This is a genomic window from Phytohabitans flavus, assembly GCF_011764545.1.
In the GTDB taxonomy this organism is placed as follows: Bacteria; Actinomycetota; Actinomycetes; order Mycobacteriales; family Micromonosporaceae; genus Phytohabitans; species Phytohabitans flavus.
This window is the reverse complement of record NZ_AP022870.1, coordinates 8,094,441-8,111,010: the sequence shown is the minus strand read 5'-3', so window position 1 is coordinate 8,111,010 and position 16,570 is coordinate 8,094,441. Positions and strand designations below refer to the sequence as shown.

The 16,570-nt window shown below is 66.8% G+C and carries 14 protein-coding genes; 9 read left to right on the top strand and 5 right to left on the bottom strand.

What is annotated here, in order from left to right; genetic code table 11:
• Positions 1-41 precede the first annotated feature (41 nt).
• The 4 genes from Pflav_RS35885 (at position 42) to Pflav_RS35870 (ending at position 3,344) form a co-directional block, all read left to right on the top strand.
• Positions 42-221 (top strand): hypothetical protein, encoded by a 180-nt coding sequence (locus tag Pflav_RS35885; protein ID WP_173041125.1) that lies wholly within the window; start codon positions 42-44, stop codon positions 219-221.
• Complete coding sequence (locus tag Pflav_RS35880; RefSeq protein WP_173041124.1) at positions 218-1,645, top strand: hypothetical protein; 1,428 nt, start codon at positions 218-220, stop codon at positions 1,643-1,645. The genes Pflav_RS35885 and Pflav_RS35880 overlap by 4 nt, the downstream gene beginning before the upstream one ends.
• The gene (locus tag Pflav_RS35875; RefSeq protein WP_173041123.1) at positions 1,642-2,538 is read left to right on the top strand and encodes a hypothetical protein; all 897 of its coding nucleotides are present in this window, start codon (positions 1,642-1,644) and stop codon (positions 2,536-2,538) included. The genes Pflav_RS35880 and Pflav_RS35875 overlap by 4 nt, the downstream gene beginning before the upstream one ends.
• Before the next feature lie 149 nt (positions 2,539-2,687).
• A complete protein-coding gene (locus tag Pflav_RS35870; RefSeq protein WP_173041122.1) occupies positions 2,688-3,344 on the top strand; it encodes a hypothetical protein in 657 nt (218 codons plus the stop codon).
• A gap of 282 nt (positions 3,345-3,626) precedes the next feature.
• On the opposite strand, the gene Pflav_RS35865 is transcribed toward Pflav_RS35870, so the two are convergent.
• The 5 genes from Pflav_RS35865 to Pflav_RS35845 all read right to left on the bottom strand — a co-directional run bounded on the left by Pflav_RS35865 (position 3,627) and on the right by Pflav_RS35845 (position 9,262).
• Positions 3,627-4,877 (bottom strand): IS4 family transposase, encoded by a 1,251-nt coding sequence (locus tag Pflav_RS35865; RefSeq protein ID WP_173042531.1) that lies wholly within the window; start codon positions 4,875-4,877, stop codon positions 3,627-3,629.
• Between the two features lie 314 nt (positions 4,878-5,191).
• The gene (locus Pflav_RS35860; protein ID WP_180201293.1) at positions 5,192-5,455 is read right to left on the bottom strand and encodes a hypothetical protein; all 264 of its coding nucleotides are present in this window, start codon (positions 5,453-5,455) and stop codon (positions 5,192-5,194) included.
• A 347-nt stretch (positions 5,456-5,802) separates the two neighbouring features.
• A complete protein-coding gene (locus Pflav_RS35855; protein WP_232072294.1) occupies positions 5,803-6,789 on the bottom strand; it encodes a site-specific integrase in 987 nt (328 codons plus the stop codon).
• A gap of 956 nt (positions 6,790-7,745) precedes the next feature.
• Entirely contained in the window at positions 7,746-7,925 is a 180-nt protein-coding gene (locus Pflav_RS35850; RefSeq protein WP_173041121.1) for a hypothetical protein, read from the bottom strand.
• Complete coding sequence (locus Pflav_RS35845) at positions 7,901-9,262, bottom strand: 5'-methylthioadenosine/S-adenosylhomocysteine nucleosidase family protein (RefSeq protein WP_173041120.1); 1,362 nt, start codon at positions 9,260-9,262, stop codon at positions 7,901-7,903. Before Pflav_RS35845 ends, Pflav_RS35850 begins: the two co-directional genes overlap by 25 nt.
• Positions 9,263-9,488: 226 nt before the next feature.
• Here Pflav_RS35845 and Pflav_RS35840 point away from each other — a divergent pair, with 226 nt between their 5' ends.
• Genes Pflav_RS35840 through Pflav_RS48190 form a run of 5 tightly spaced genes read left to right on the top strand, consistent with a single transcriptional unit; the run spans position 9,489 to position 16,560 of the window.
• Positions 9,489-11,651, top strand: coding sequence for a hypothetical protein (locus Pflav_RS35840; RefSeq protein ID WP_173041119.1), 2,163 nt, complete (start codon positions 9,489-9,491; stop codon positions 11,649-11,651).
• On the top strand, positions 11,651-12,718 hold the full coding sequence (locus Pflav_RS35835) for an endonuclease domain-containing protein (protein WP_173041118.1): 1,068 nt from the start codon (positions 11,651-11,653) through the stop codon (positions 12,716-12,718). The genes Pflav_RS35840 and Pflav_RS35835 overlap by 1 nt, the downstream gene beginning before the upstream one ends.
• Positions 12,711-13,373: a hypothetical protein gene (locus Pflav_RS35830; protein WP_173041117.1), complete on the top strand. Its 663-nt coding sequence runs from the start codon at positions 12,711-12,713 to the stop codon at positions 13,371-13,373. The genes Pflav_RS35835 and Pflav_RS35830 overlap by 8 nt, the downstream gene beginning before the upstream one ends.
• Positions 13,370-14,533, top strand: coding sequence for a P-loop NTPase family protein (locus Pflav_RS48195; protein ID WP_332107828.1), 1,164 nt, complete (start codon positions 13,370-13,372; stop codon positions 14,531-14,533). The genes Pflav_RS35830 and Pflav_RS48195 overlap by 4 nt, the downstream gene beginning before the upstream one ends.
• Positions 14,491-16,560 carry an ATP-binding protein gene (locus Pflav_RS48190; RefSeq protein ID WP_332107827.1) on the top strand — a complete coding sequence of 690 codons (2,070 nt, stop codon included), beginning with the start codon at positions 14,491-14,493 and terminating at the stop codon, positions 16,558-16,560. The genes Pflav_RS48195 and Pflav_RS48190 overlap by 43 nt, the downstream gene beginning before the upstream one ends.
• The last annotated feature ends 10 nt before the right edge of the window (positions 16,561-16,570 follow it).

Here is a 16,570-nt window from a genome sequence, read left to right as displayed (position 1 = left end):
ATCTGAGCCCGAGCCTGAATCCGGACACCACCCTGCTGGTCGTGTCCGACCGTGGAACGGTGGGGCTGGGCGGACCGCTGCGCGCAGGTCAGCGTCCGTCCGACTCCGAACGGCCAGATTTCGTCCAGTTCATCCGCAACGTCGGCGAGCCCAGCGACCACGAGTTCGGCGGGGCACCTACGGTTTCGGAAAAGGAATCTTCTTCCGGCTCAGCCGCGTGACCACGATCCTCATGGATACCCAGACCGTCGGTGATGGACCGACTTCACGTCGCTTGATGGGTGCCGCCCTAGGACAGAGCTGGTACGACGAGTCGGACCGACGGTACACGGGCCGCCACTGGTGGGGAACCGTGGCGGACGACGACATCCCCGACCCGCTCACCGGCGCCGCCGCAGCGCAAATGTCTGCAGAGCTCGGGCTGCCGGGGTTCGACGACGGCCGCAAAGGCACGGACATCGTCGTCGTAGCCGCCGATCTGGGCACTACGTGGGCGGATGAGGCCGGCGACGAACGGACCCGGGAAGCCGCGGGCGAGTTCGTCGCATCCTCGATGCTCTGGCATCTCTGGCCGAAGATGCTGATGCACGAGGGCCGTCGCCCCATGACGCTGACCGTCACGGTCGACGGGGTGCACATCCCCGTGCCGGCACCGGAGTCGACCAGAGATTTGCGCCCCTTCGCGGACGCCCTCAATCGCCTACGATCCGGTTGCGGCAACCAGTTCACGCGTGCAACCCGACCCCGGACGGTCGGGTCGTTTGCATACGAGCTCGTACCGGCACGGGACGTCCAGCAACCAGACCCGCTGGTCGCCGCAGCCAAGCCATTCGCGCAGCCAATGCGTCATGTCGCCCGTATGCGCATGGCCGAACTCGTCGTCGACTACCTGGAATGCACACCACACCCCGACCCACTATTCGGCTACGCCGGTGTGTTCAAGGCCTCACGGGAGGCGGACCATTACTTCGCCGGAGCAGAACCGCCGACGCATGACGACTGGGTCGAAAAAGGCTTGACCGGAACCGCCCGCGGCGTCGTTTGGGGCGCGCGCCGCTCCATCACGAAACAGATCCAAGAGATCGTCACACCCCGGCCGATCGCCGGCGGCGCTGGCACGGCAGGTCTGGGGGAAATCGCCCGGCGGCTGTCGGGACTGATCCCAGGTGGTGTGCTGGCGCAACCGACCGCTGGCCAAGGCAACGGATCCGAGGCAGCCCCGGACCAGCAACGGTCATCACCCGGCTCCACCAGCCACGGCTCCACCGATGAGTCGGCTGGAGGGGGCAGCCCTGGTCGCCGTCCCGGGTCGGCGCCGCGAATCATCGGCGCCCCTCAGCTGGAAGTGCACGAAGAACGGCCATACTTGGTCGCACGCGTGGCGATTCCCTCGTCACCATACCTGCGAACGATCGAGGTGCGGACACACATCGTCGTGGACGGCGGAGGGCTGGAGACCGAGACGTCGCCCAGCGGCAGAACGCCCACAGTGCTGCGATGGCGCAACATCGCAAACGGTGCCGTCGTGCAGGGTCGAGCCCTGGTGGTGCCGGCAGGCGCCGACAGCGAGTGGTGGGTCTACACCGAGGCGTTGCCCGACGCCGTCGTCCGCATGGGCGTGACCGTGGTCAGGGAGCCAGCGTGAAAGGAGACGTTTTCCCGTACTTCAGGCCGAGTCACGACACCGTTCGCTTCGGACCGTGGATGTGGGCGGCTGACAGCGAGTCGGAGCAGCTACCGTCGCACCTTCCGGACTGGGACAGCAACACCGACCTGATCATCGAAAGAGATGTTCAACTCGACCTGGATCGCCTGGCACGCGAGACCGGCATCACATCCGATGCGTCCCTGGCGCTCACGACGTCATGGACCAGCTCCAGCTCAGACATGAGCAGCTATGTCCCGCCGGTCGTTGTGTCGGCGAGTGGAACGATAACGCTACGGGCGGTGCTGAAAGGCGAGCGCCTCGGTGGCGTCGTCACGTTGCGGACGACCCTCACACTCGCACGGCCGTCAGCGGTTCGAGCGCCAGGTGTCGCATGGTTCCCCGGCTCGGTACTTGCCGAACACCGCTACTCCGTAGGCCTGGAGCCCAGCGATCCACCCTTCCCGACGCACGAGATCGACTTCTCGCGCACCAGGCTCAACCCCGACGCCAGCTGGCACCTGGAGACGACGACCGACCTGACTGCACCCTTCCTCGGATCGTTCCTCCTTCTGCTGAACACCCGCGACCAGGAACTCATCTCGGCGGTGGCGAAAGGCCGGAAAGACAAGCGACAGCAGCTGTTGATCGAAGATCTCGAACACGGCGTCGGTGCCCTCCTCATTGAGCTCGCCTTGCACCACCGCGACGAACTTTGCGACTCTGACAGGTGGCCACCCGGTACCGTCGGTGACGTCTTGAAGAGGATTCTTGACGCGGCGTCGAAGCGAGCAGACCTGAGGATCGCGGACGGCCCTCATGATCTTGCCGAGGTACGGACATTGATCACAGGTGCAGCTCGTGCAACCGGGCGAGGAAGGCAGTTTGAATGAGCGTCCTCTGGCCACGTCTGATCAGGCCGGTGGCCACGAGGCTCTGGTCTTCCATTTCTGCCGGCGTCCCTGAACCTGCGACACGCCATCCTGAGCAACTGTATGGCCCGGTTGGAGGGCGTCGGGTCCGTGACGACGAAGTCGCATCCTTGATCGATGAGATCACCAAACTCGCGGCTACCGCCGGATTCCCGGACCGGTCCACGGACGAGCAGAGGATCCGCTTCGATCGCGACGTAGCATCCGCCATCCGTGGTGCCATGGACCTCAGTTGGGCAGAGGCAGGCAGCCGGGACGTCTGGACATTCGTGGCCATGGTGGCTCTCCCGCACCTCACTTTCTGGCGCTTCGGCATCGGAAATCAAGAGCGTTGGATCGCTTCAGACCTCACCCGACATACCTGGGCACGGTTGTGGTGGCAAGGCGTTATCTTTAATGGAAATCCGGATTTGCTGAACGCCCTCCACGAGAGCGATCTCAACCAGCTGCTCGAGCGGCGCTCCATCGGTGGTGACCCTCGACTGGTATGCGCGATCGCCCGGGTCATCCTGGAGCAGGTCGATGCAGGTGGCGACCGGAGGATTCTGTTCCGTAACGCAACATTGCGTCTGCGTAGATTCCTTGCTTTCGTCGATCCGCGCTCCCTATCAGATGATCAGCAGCTTCAGATGTGCCGGGACATCGTTGCCGAGATTGCAGGACGAACGGAACCAGGCGCTCAGGCGGCGGCACCAGCACTACCTCAGCGCCGAGGGCCCGTACCTGATCGACCAACTTCAGTTGCCCGCGCCGATACCTTCGATTGAGTCGGTCAACCCAGAGCGGGCTCGGCCCGTTGGGCGGCCATGACAGACACGGCGACGATGGGCGCCTCTAGGAGCAATGCCGTTCAGATAAGGCCGTCTGGGCAGGCCAGTAACGGTGTCGGTGGGCCGGGGTGACGAGTGATTCGGTCGGTGGGACGTTTGACTCGGTAGGAGTTGTGTCGGGCGCGTTTGATGACGCGGGGGCAGGTCCGGTTGCGGCGGGGCGGGTTGGGCTGGCTGCGGATTTCGGTGAGCGCGTCGGTCAGGGCGTCGGAAAGGTGTTCAGGGGGTGATGGCCGCCTGGTCGGTGACCTGGCGGCGCACAACGCGTAGACCTTTGACGAATGACATCCGGTCCGGGTCGTAGCCGGCGGGGTCGGCGGCATCCAGGAGCAGCGCGCGGATGGCGTAGTGCGCCAGCAGCAGGCCCCACATTTGTTGTTCGGCCAGGTCCGGGGTCTTCGAGCGGAGGACCTCACCGCGACCGCGTAGGTCGGTCTTCAGTTCGTCCAGCGCGGATTCTTCCTCCCAGCGCTGGTGATACGCCTCGGCCAGTTCCACGGCGGGCACCTCGTGCGGGTCGGTGATGGTGGTGACCACGACGATCAGGTCGCCGTCGGGGTTGCGGTCCGGGACGGTGTACTCGACCACCCGGACCAGCCGGGCCAGGTCGCCGGGAACATCGTGGCCGGCTCTGGCCTGCTCGACCAGCCGGGCCCGCCGGGCGGCGCTCAGACCGGGAGCGTAGATCAGCGCCTGGTAGGAGCCGTCGGCCAGCCAGCGCAGGTGCCCGACGGACACCGACGCGCCGATCCGCCAGGCCAGATCGGCACCAGTAGCGGCGAACGCCTGGAACAGTTCGTAGGAGTACAGGCCGGCGTCGGCCATGACCAGCATGCCAGGACCGACCGCTGCGGCAAGGTCGGCGGCCAGGGTGCGTTCCCCTGTCCGGCAGCCGCCCAACACCGCGCCGACGATGGCGTGACTGCCGCACTCCGCGAGCGCGGCGACGTGCAGCTTCGGATACGCCGACGCTTTCGGCCCGGACCCCATCCGACCGAACCGTTCCACATTCTCCGCGGTGTCGGCCACGTCGAAGCTGGTCGCGTCGATCGCCATCAACCGGCGCCGGCCAAGCCAGGCGCCTTTCGTGCCGGCCATGGCCAGCGGCACCGCGGCCCGCTCGAACAACGCTTTCACCGGCTCTGGCCCGAGTCGCTGCCGGGCCTGCGTGATCGCCGACTTCGTCGGGACCTGCCAGCCGTCGTCCCAGGAACCGAGTTTGCGCAGATTACCGACCAGCCGACGCATCACCTCGTCATACGACTCCGCGAAAAACAACCCCATCGCGATCACGTAGCGGATCATCACGTGCGCCGGCAGCCGCCGCGACCGCTGCTCCCGCCGAGACGTGCGATTGAGAACCTCCTCAAGCAGGTCACGGCTGAACCGGGCCGACACCACACCCAGTCCGACATGATCGGTCAACCGACCCCACGCCTGCGTTTGCCCCACCGATGACGTCACGGCCAGCCACCGTACCGGCCTCCACAATCGACCCCAGCTCAGCACCCTCACCTCGACTGAAGCCCTATCTGAACGGCATTGCCTCTAGGAGTCTCCAGAACGGGGAAGACAAACTCGTAGTCCAGCCATACGCTGTGACCCAACTGCCGCACAGACGGCCACTGGTTGATCTTCACGGCGTCTGTGAACCGCGCAGGCGATGGAACTACTCAGCTCATCGGCGACCCTCCTCGGCAACGGACATATTGAGGAGCTTCACCGTGTGGACGAACACCTGGTACGCCTCGGTGTCCGAGTTCGGTGCGAACTTGGGCGGAGGGTCAGCCAACGCGTCCGGGAGAAGAAGCGACGTCGCGAACGAAGACGCATCCGATCACCGGGTCCTCGTCGGGTTGGATCGGCACCCGCCGGTACTGGCCGACCCGAGCGCGCATCCGTTCAGGGCTGTTCACGCCGTTTGCTTCGGCGAACAGTTCCCACGCCGTCGAGATCGGCAATTGCGCGAAGCCACTGTAGAAGCCACCGCCGACTACCCGGTTGTCCGGGTAGTGGGTCTTGAAGAAGAACGGCTCACCAAGTGTCAAGACCCGGGAACTCGCGTCCGCCTCCCGGCCGCCAGAAGTTGACCTCGGCGAGGGACGGACGAGCGGACAGGAACCGGTACCAGTCCGTGACCCCGACATAGGCCTTCACGCGGGCAGTCTGCACCACACAACGTCAGTACGCCAGTACGTCGCTACGAGAGTCCCGTCGCGCCAGGCAAATGACCGGAAGCGGCAAGAACGCTGGCCAGGCATGCGTCCGCATCCGGCGGATGTCTACAGTCTTCGCCTGCTCTGGATGGTTCGCCCGGGATTCGAGCCCGGACAAATGGACTCCCGTGCCAAGGCGCTGCTATTCGACGGCGATGGGCGCACGGGCTTGACCGATGTCAATTGCGGGGGATGATCGCGGCGACCGCTTCAGCCGCGACCTGGGCAAGTTGCGGCAGCACGCTGATGTACGTGTTCGCGGTCAGGGCGAGCGTGGAGTGGCCGAGGGTGGCCTGGATGACCTTGAGATCGACGCCAGCGGCCAGGGCGAGGGTCGCCGCGCCATGCCGCAAGTCGTGGAGCCGTACCGGCGGCAGCCCACCGTCGGCGACCAGCTGGCGGAAGCGGCGGCTGACGCTGTCCGGGTGCCAGGCCTGCCCGTCCTCGCGGGCGAAGAACAGGCCACCGTCGCGGTTGGGCGGTCGGCGGGTCCGGCAGCTGCCCAGCACCGCGACCGTGGCCGGATCGAGCGCGACGACGCGGTTGCCGGTCTCGCTCTTCGGCGGTTTCCGTTGGACTACGCGACCAGAGACGGTGATCTGCTGGGTGATGGCGAGCTCGGCCAGGTCGAGGTGGGTGTCGGCGTCGCACAGGCCGACGGCCTCGCCGCGGCGCAGGCCGCGGTAGGCAATCAGGTGGAGCAGCGGATACAGGTCCGGTTCGTGCGCCGCGGCGTGGTCCAGGAAGGCGCCGGTCTGCTCGGGTGTCCAGACCATCACCGGGCCGGGGATCTCGCCGGTGTCCCGCCACCGGTCCACTCGCGGTCCGTCCAGACCAACGGCCGGGCCAGCCGGAGCTTCACCAGGGCGGCGGGATTGGTGCAGGTGAGGCCGTCGGCGACCGCGTCGTTGAGCGCCACCCTGAGCACCGCCCGGATCCGCTGGCAGGTGGCCGGGCCGGTGCCCCCGCCGGCCGCGCACCGACGCCCGCGTCGCCGGGCTGGTCGACCGGCGGGCGGCACGGACGAAGTCGTTGGTGGCCTCGATGATGGCGAACATGGTCCGGATGTGCTCCGGGCGCAGCCGGTCCAGCTTGAGGTGGCCCAGGTGCGGGACCAGGTGCGCGCGGAGGTGGCTGGCATAGGTGCGGCGGGTGTTCTCGTCCACCGGTCGGACGGCCAACCACCGCTGCAGATACACGTCAAGCGTGGTCGACCCATCCAGGGCCCGGCCAGCGTCCAGGCTGCGGCGGACCGCGTCCACCGGCGGCAGCCGCCGGCGATAGCGGGTGGCCTGGAGCAGCCGGAGACCTCCGTCGCCGCGGCGGGGTCGCTGGCGGCTAGACGCAGCTGCGCCAGCGCATCATCCCGGACGGCGAGCGCGTCGTGGTGGGTGCGGTAGCCGCCGCGGCGTTGCTGCCGCCGCCGGCGGCCCGGGTCGGGTGGGAGTTCGAGCCGGTAGTGCCAGGCGCCGTGGCTGGCGCTCCAGGTCCCGTTCGGGCGGCGCAGCCGTGGGCACGGCCCGCCGCCGGTGAGGCAGCCACACCGCTTGAAACGTGCCGCGATCGCGGCCTGCGCATCGCCCACCCCCGCATGGACGCCGGCCCAGCGGCATGATCGCCGGGCCCGGTTCGCCACGATCATCGCACCGGCGACGGGGCCGCCGCGGCCACATCCGGGGAATCCGACCCGACCGCCGACCGGCGAGCACACACCGCGCACATATCGCCCGATCGGCGGGGCAAGCCGGAGAGAAACCGCAGGTCACGGGCACAAGCCGCCACCGGCAGCAACGGTTTAGGAAACCGATGCTCTATCCCCTGAGCTACGAGGGCGCGGCTCCCCAGGGTACCCGTCAACGGACTACGTTGGCCGTTGGGGAGCGCCGACAGCAACCAACCGTCCCGACGGCGACCGGCGCAGCACGAACCGATCGCACGGCACGCCATGATCTTGCGCGGCGCTGATCGTCACCGACGGCCACCGGCCGGCACCGATCTCCCTTGCGGCCACATCCGAGCACACCTGCAAACTCATCGCTCTTCGATGAACCTCACGCAGGCCGCTTGGCGTGTCGAACTCCGACTGGGCGGCTCCAACTAGCCGTCGTGTGCTGGGCCCGGCTCAGCCGACGAACGACTCACACATTCCGTCGGCGAGGCCAGCACAGCTGGCCACGTAGCCGCTGGCGTCAGGATTGGGGGTCACCACCCAGCAGAGCGACGGCCCCGGGGCCTGGAAGACTTCGTCCTCCAGGCCCAGCCGGGTGGTGACCGTGCCTATCGACGCCCGGCTTTCCCGCACGATCCAGTCGTCGCCCGCTGCACCACCGCCGCACGGGAAGCGCCTGCGCGTCCGCGACCAGGCTCACTGGAGATCCCGGCCGTTCCAACCATCTCGGTCATGCGTTGCGTACCAGCGTCTGTCTTTGCCACGAGGCGTTCCAGCAAGGCGAACATGACTTGCGCTGAGGCGCGGGCGGCGAACTGCCTATAGCGGTCGTCTCTCCTGGTGTCAGCGTGGTCCATCACACCCTTGGCAACAAACCAGGCAAGTCCCCGATCATGGGCGACGGTCGCGATGGTAGCGGCCTCCATCTCGACGGCGGTGATGTTCCGCGTGCCCATCGCCTTCAGCCGGCCCCAGACGTCGGGGTCGGCGATGACAGCGCTGCCGCTGGCCATGGGGGCGGCGAGCACGCGAAATGGAAGCTGCTGCGGCCCCTCGACGTCGTCGTAGAGCCGTCGCTGCACGAGGCCGGACCCCTCGCTGGTCAAAGCGGCCTCACCGGTCGGCTCGCGCCGGATCAGACCTTGCTCCTCAAGCTGCGCTAGGCGCCGCTGCCAGGTTCCGCTTGGGAAGTAGGCGTCGCGCGCAGGGTGACTGCGTGGTTGCTGCCCACGGTGTAGCTGTTCGAGAAACCAGAGCAAGGCTTCGTCCTCGCTGGCGTCGCCGTAGCTGGCCAAACTGCTCGGGTCGAGGTCCTGCGTGGCGCGCAGCCAGCGGGACTCCAGCCGGAATTGCCGGTGATCGCCCTCGAACCCGGTGGCCGACTGCCTGCCCTCGTCCCATTCATAGACGGGTTCACCGACCACGACGTCACCCAGCGCCGTGTCTGCGGGGTTACCGGCGCAGACGCCGCACATGGCCAGCAACGCCGGGCGCAGCCGATCGACCAGCGACGCAGCGAATGGTCCTGTAGCCCGACCACCCATCTGCGTCGGTCGGGCCAACGCCATGGTGAATCGAGCCTGCCCATCGACGCGGTACTCGCCCCAAAGGAACGGTGGGACGCCGTCCAGGTCGCGCTCCTCCCACCGAGTCACTCCCGGACCCGCCGGAGCAGTCGCCAGGCCAGCCGCCTTGGCCGCGTCGAACTCCTCTGGCAATGCCGCAACCACCAGCACATCGACGCGGTCCAGGCTTCCGCCGTAGTGATTCACTACGCTGTCGCGGGCGGAGTGTAGAGCGGCAGCCTCCTGCTGAGTCGCCGACTCATATTCGGTGCCAGGAACGCGCCGGAACGGGCGAACCCCCCGCCCAATCCGCAGTTCCCATAAATTTGTGCCCATGCCGCCGAAGCTGCTCCAACCCCACCGTTCCGTGTCGAATGTACGCATGATTGTGAGCCAGTTGCCCATTGGGACCCCTGAGGTTTCGCGGACCTTTTCGCGGATAGGACCCATGTGAGCAGCGCAAACGTGATTCGGTCGAGGTTGTGGAACGATCCCGCACGACCTCGAAGGGGTCCGTTCGGGTGATCCTGGCGCTCAACTCTATGGATGGCTTTCCGGATAGGCCGTTCGTAGGCTGTTCCCGAATCTTCGATGTCATCCGTCGAACGGCATCGAGGCGTGCGCAAGGGGGTTGAGCTACCTGACAATCGTCAGTGCTGCCGATCTTGCGGATGCCCAGGACTGGGCGGCGTTCGGAAAGCTCCTCAATCGACTGAAAGTTGATCGAGGCATTTCGCTCACCAAGATTCAGCAGCAGGCCAGACGTCTCAACCTTCCCCGCGACCTCCCGCCGGCGACGGTGAGCCCGGTGATGAACGGCAGGCGCCCGGCGAAGGAGGTGCTTTCGTGCCTGCTCAAGGTCCTCGACGTGCCTCAGGCCGACCGGGCGACTTGGCAGGATGCCTGGAATCGGCTCGCCGAGACACAGCCGCCCAGCCCGATACCGCGCTTTGACGAGGTTTCGCCCCGCCAGTTGGGGATCCACGCGGCGATCACCGCCGAGGAAAGCATCGGAGACCTGCCCGAGTACGTGGGTCGTGACTTCGACGACGACCTGCGGAAACGCATCTCAGCCGGGATCGTGCGGGGTTGCTTCGTCCTCCTGGTCGGCCGATCATCCTCGGGGAAGACAAGATCGCTGTATGAAGCCGTTCGTATGGTCGCTCCGAACTGGCCAGTTGTTCAACCGGCCGGCACCGGTGAAATCGTCGAACTGCTAGATGCCCCACGGCAAAAGATCATCGTCTGGCTCGACGAGATGCACCGCTTCTTCGGTGCCGACCCTCGGCTGACCAAAGAGCACGTCATACGGCTGCTCCAGTTTCCCGCGATTGTGGTCGCGACCCTGTGGCCCGATGACTACCTGAAGAGGAAGACGCCACGCGGCCTCGGCGCACCCGCGGAAGTCGAGAACGATCGCCGCCTCCTTGAACTCGCCGAGGTCGTGAGCGTTCCGGACGTACTGTCGGGGCCGGAGCAGGCGGAGGCCGAGCGCGTCGCGGAGACCGACACGCGGATCCGGCTCGCGCTCGATGTCAAAGATGCCGGGCTCACTCAGGTGCTGGCCGCTGGACCCGACCTGCTGCACCGATGGGAACAGGCGCCGGATCCCTACGCCAAAGCCGTCATCAGCTTTGCCGCCGACGCGCGGCGGCTCGGGGTCCTGTCGCCGATCGCCCAGGACGCGTTCGACTCGGCGATCGGGGGCTATTTGACTTCGTCGCAGCGCGTCAACCGGCCGCGGCATTGGCTGGCGGATGCCTTGGCGTTCGGCGGGCAGGAGCTCCACGGTGCGGTGTCCGCTCTGACACCGGTCGACGACGGCGAGGCCGGGTTGCTGGCCGGCTACGTCGTCGCCGACTACGTGGCCCAGCACATCCGGCGTACCGAGTGCCCTCCGCGCAGTGCGTGGGAGACGCTGATCTCCACCGCTGAGGATGCTGAGGACCTCCGTCGTCTCGCCGCCGCGGCAAACGCACGGATGCGCTATTGCCACGAGGAAGAGGCGTTGCGCCGGCTCCTCGACCTGCATGGCGGAGGAGCTGTCGAGCTCGCCGGTGTGCTTTTCCGGAGTGGGCGCGAGCGGGAGGCAGTCGACTTGCTGCGACGCCACCTGCGGCAGATTCCGGATGATCGATCAGCCGCCGACCGGCTTGACCACATCGTCATGCTTGCCCAGCGTATCGACGAAATGCGCGCCGCCTCTGCGGATGACGATCCCGAGGCGGGCCGGCGCCTAGCCGAGATGTTTGTCGACGGCGGCGAAGCCGACGCCTTGCGGGCGAGAGCCGACGCTGGCAGCCTGCTCGCCGAGGAGGACCTCGCCGCGCTGCTGGCAGACCGTGGAGCGGTCGATGAACTGCGTGAGCGGGCCGATCGGGGCAAGCAACCGGCCGCCAATTCCCTGGCCGAACTGCTGGCGACGCACAGCCGGGTAGATGCGCTTCAGCAGCGAGCCGATGCCGGTGACGAGGCTGCCTCTCGCCAACTGGCCAAGCTCCTCGCCTCGGACACGACCGTTGACGGCGCCGCCATCCAGGCACAGCTTGCCTACTTGCGACGCCGGATCGGCAGCGGAGACGACGCGGCGGCCCGGCAGCTCACCACGCTGCTGTTCGATCTACGAAGCGAGGCCGAGCTCAGGCGCGAAGTCGATGCGGGCACCTTCCAGGCCGCCGAGCGGTTCGTGGCATTGCTCAACGCCACCGAGGACGTCGATCGCACGCTCATCAACCATCTCCGTGCGCACGGTCTCGACGCGGACGGCTTTCCCCATAGGCCGCTTGAGGCGTGATGGGAGACGCGATCACGGTACAGCGCGATGGCGAGGCCGCCTGGCACCACCAACTGGCCAGGATTCCGTTCGATCGAGTGGTCCACATCTCGGGCGTCTCGGCCGGAGGTGTCGCCGCGGCTGTCGCTCGATTCGGCGATCTCCCAGCGGCCATCGTGGTGGCGCCGTCGGCGGATGGCTCGGTGGCTGCTTTTGTGGGCGAGGTGCTCGATGCCCTTGACGTGGTCGCCCGGCAGCTTCTCCCCGGATGGCTTCCCGAGGTGGATGAGCTCGACGGTTCGCAAGGCGCCGCGCTGACCGCGATCCGAGCCGTCGCGACCGAACGGGCGCGCGCTGCGGGTTATGCCAGCGTGTTCCTGGCTGACCTGGCGGAACGCGCGCTGACCGGCCGACCTTCGCGCGCGCGGCTGCGGCCCGAGGTACGGATCGCGGGGCTTGCCCGCATCGTCGCGACGGGATTCCAGCGCGACCGGTTGGTGCTGGCTATATCTACCGAGACGAAGCCCGGACAGACGCCGGCCAACAACATCGTGGTAGCAGCCTCGGAGTGGCTAGCCGATCGTGGGCACCTGGGCGTGTGGCTCACCGGCGCCGAATCACCCGACCCCGAGCGCCTTGGCACCGTGTGCATGACGCCGGTCCCGCATGAGGCCGATCTGGCGTCGACGCGGGCAAACCCGGGCAGGGTCGCGACCATTCCTGGGCGGCCGCATCCGCGCAGCGGCGTCGAGGCCGCGCTCGAGGCGGTACTGGCGCGACAGAAGTGGGCGTACGGCCGGATCTGGAACGGGACGTATCAGCCGACGTTACTGCGGAGCCCGATTCGGCCCGACCTGCTATGGCCCGCCGAGCGTGTGGTGGTGGAGTTGGACGGGCTGGAGCATTGCCGGCCCGCGCAGTACGACTCCGATCGGGTCCGCGACGTGCAGTTGCAGCTGGACGGCTACGCCGTTCTCAGGTTCACCAACGCGCGAGTGATGCACGACGTTCAGGCGATAGCGGCGCAGATCGAACACCTCATTCGGGCACGAAGGCACGACATGGCGAAGGGACCGCATAGTGGCTAACGAGCTCACCCCCTTGGAAAGCGCGCTGCTAATCGTCTTGATGGCAGAGGCGCGGGAGATTTCCAACCCGGAGTTGAAAGAGCGCTACGGGATATCGTTGACCGGTGCAAGCCGCATAAAGCTCAACAACGCCGGCTACGTCAAGAGCGAGAAGGTAGGCCGACCCTTCGTGCACGTGCTGGACGACAAGGGCTGGAAGCGGGTGCACCAGGAACTGAACTTCGACAGTCCAAAGGCCAAGACCTTGGGCGCGGCGCTGAGGGCGTTGCACGACAACCTCAGGGAACGGGTGCTTAAGGCCGACGCTTATCAGACATTTGGGGAGATGTTCTCCCGCGCCGCCTCGGTACCCGATGACGACCTTGAGGTCGCGGCCCCGATACCCGATGACGACGACCTCGACATGCGGATTCGCAAGGTCTACGACTCGCTGGCACCACATCCCGGTGCCTGGCTCAAGCACGCAGACGTTCGCGGAAAACTTGGCGACGTGCCCGGCGAAGCGCTCGACGAGGCATTCCGGTTGCTGAGCCAGGCGGAAGACGTGGAAATGATGCCCGAATCCAACCAGAAGACGCTCACCGACGAGGACCGCCGCATCGCCGTGCGGGTCGGCGGGCAGGACACGCACCTGATTGCCATCGGAACGCGATGAACGAAGACGAACGCAAAGCACTGGCGGCACTCAGGTTCGACTGGGCACCGGTACCCGATGACGTCTGGCGCCCGTCGCCGTTCCATGTCGAAGGGCTGCACCAAGGCGTGGTCAACGACGTCCTCGCGGGCATGGCCGACGCGAAAGCGAGTAAGGACGCCAGCCCGCTCGGCCTGATATTGAAGGGTCGACGCGGTTCGGGTAAGACCCACCTGCTCGGATGGGTTCGTCAACAGATTCAGGACCAGGGCGGCTACTTCTTCCTGGTTAGCCTGCTCGACGCCAAGGGATTCTGGGACAGCGTCCTGGCCTCAATGCTGGAAGGCCTCTTTCGTGCCGTACCGGGTAGCGATACCCAGCTGCGATTGTTCCTACGGCGGCTTTCGTCGGTCGTCGGCGCGCCTCGATCTGCGCGGCGGGCTGTAATGGGCGAAACCGAGCTGACCCCAGCCGCGCTGGACGCCTTCCTCCTCGGCCTAGGCGACTACGACCGGCTGGTCGCGCGCGAGTGCGACGACACCGCCCGCGCGCTCGCACTTTCCGCCTCGGATAACGTCGCGCATCGCGACCTCGCCGAGAACTACTTCAGCTCGGAGCCGGAGGCCGAGCCCGGGGAGCGTGCCCAGTGGCGCATGCGGCGAAAGCCGCGCACCGCGCAGGAGATTGTGCGCGAGCTGTCCAAGCTGCTCGCACTGACCGGCCCCACCGTGATTGCGGTCGACCAGATCGACACGTTGATCTCACAGTCGTCAGTGGCGTCGCAGGACGGCCAGCAGCCCGAACCGGCCAACACCGACGACTGGGCGCAGATGTTGGTCCTCGAACAGATCGCGCATGGCTTGATGGCACTGCGCCAGGACACCCGCAGGACACTCACCCTCGTGGCTTGCATTCCGCCATCGTGGATGCTCATCAAGAACAGAGCGACCGACACCGTACGCGACCGCTTCCGAGAACCTGAGGAGTTGCTGACGATCCGGGACCCGGCCATCGCCCGGAGCCTTATCGAGAAGCGGTTCGCCCACAGCTTCCGGCTGGTCCGGTTCTCACCGCCTTACCCGTCGTGGCCGATCCGTCCCGAGGCGTTCGACACCGCCGCCAAGTTCACCCCCGGCAGTTGCTCATCGAGATCGACGCACACGTCCGCGACTGCCTGCTGAACAACCAGGTCCGAGAACTCAAGCACCTGGGCGAACCACCAAGCAGCGAGCCGAGCGCGGCAGCACTCGTCCCCACAAGCATCACGGACGACGTAACCAAGCAGTTTGACGAACGCTTCAGCGAACTGAAGGACGAAGCGGACGTCGTGACACCGCTCGACCCGGACCGCGAAGACTCCGTCGTTCCGGGCCTGCTCTCGGCTGGGCTCACGGCGTGGATCATCGAACAAGGAGGGACCGACGAGACTTTTAACCAGGATGGTCCGCCGAGCGCCAAACCCGCACTCCACGCAAGGCTTCGGCGCACGCTCAACGAGGGCACCGAGGACCAGGCGCACTGGTCCTTCCGGGCGATCAGCGCGAGGCATCATGGTGTGGCCGCGCTGCACCGCATCAAGCGAGCGGTCACGGCGGCGGGTGTCGAGTATCAGGTACCGAAGCGCAGGCTCTACTTCCTGCGCAATGGCGCGTGGACCGGCGCCAAGACATCAAGCCTCATCGAGGAGCTCAAGTCCAAGAACACGACGACGCTGGCTTTCGAAGAGTCTGATCTCCGCGCTTTGGCCGCGCTCAAGGTCATGCTCGACGAGGCGGCCGTCGACCTCCCCGCGTGGCTGATGCAGCGGCAACCAGCCAGCGAAATCCAGATCTTCCGCCAGGCCATGGCGGTTCAGTCGGGAGCGTCGACGCCATCGAAGGCGGCCGAGCCGACGAGTGCGCCGTACGAGCAGCGGACAGAAGCGTCGTCGAAAGAGCCGACCCCCTTGCGGCAGACGACGGGCGAGTCACAGCAAACGGTGCCGACGCTGACGGTTGGCCACGACTACACAACCGGCGTGCCGGTCCGCTTGGCCCTCGAGTCATTGCGCAAGCACGTCGCGATCTTCGCCGGCTCGGGCTCGGGCAAGACGGTGCTGATACGGCGCCTGGTCGAGGAATGCGCGCTCCAAGGCGTGTCCGCCATCGTGCTGGACCCGAACAACGACCTGGCCCGGCTCGGCGACCCCTGGCCGTCGCCGCCGAAGGCATGGAGCGGCGGCGACGCGGAGAAAGCCGCCGGCTACATCGCCGGCACCGAGGTCGTGGTGTGGACGCCGAGGCGGGAAACTGGACGACCGCTGAGTTTCCAGCCGTTGCCAGACTTCAAGAGCGTGCTCGACGACCCGGACGAGTTCAACGAGGCCGTCGACTCGGCGGTCGCCGCGCTGACCCCGCGGGCGCGGCTGGACAGTCGGGCCGCAAAGGCGCACCTCGGCCTCGCCGTCCTGCGACGCGCGGTGGACCACTACGGTCGGCGCGGCGGTAGCACGTTGCGGGGTCTGATCGAGACGCTTGCCGATCTGCCGGACGGGGTCAGCGGGCTCGAGGAAGCCGACAAGATTGCCAGCGGCTTGGCCCAGACGCTCACGGCGTCAATTGACAACGACCCGATGTTCGGCGGCGACGGCACACCGTTGGACCCGGCCATCCTGCTGACACCGTCCGCTGGAAAGCGGGCGCGTATCTCCGTGATCAGCCTGGTCGGCCTGCCCTCCGACGACATGCGCCAGAGCTTCGTCAACCAACTGGAGATGGCCCTCTTCGCGTACATCAAAAAGAACCCCGCCGGGGATCGGCCGCTGCTCGGCCTGTTCGTGATGGACGAGGCCCAGACACTCGCTCCGTCGGGAACAATGACGGCCTGCACACAGAGCACCCTTGCCCTGGCCTCGCAGGCACGCAAGTACGGTCTCGGGCTGGTTTTCGCCACCCAGGCGCCGAAAGGACTGCACAACCGCATCCCGGGCAACGCGGCCACGCAGTTCTACGGCCTGCTGAACAGCCCGATCCAGATCGAAGCCGCGCGGGAGATGGCGAAGGCGAAGGGCGGTGACGTCCCCGACGTCTCGCGGCTGAGCACCGGCGAGTTCTACGTCGCGGCCGAGGGTGAGGCACCGCAAAAGGTGCGAACGCCGCTGTGCCTCAGCCACCACCCGAAGAGCCCGCTGACGACCGAGGAGGTCCTCGATCGCGCCCGCGCTCGCTAGGTGACAACTA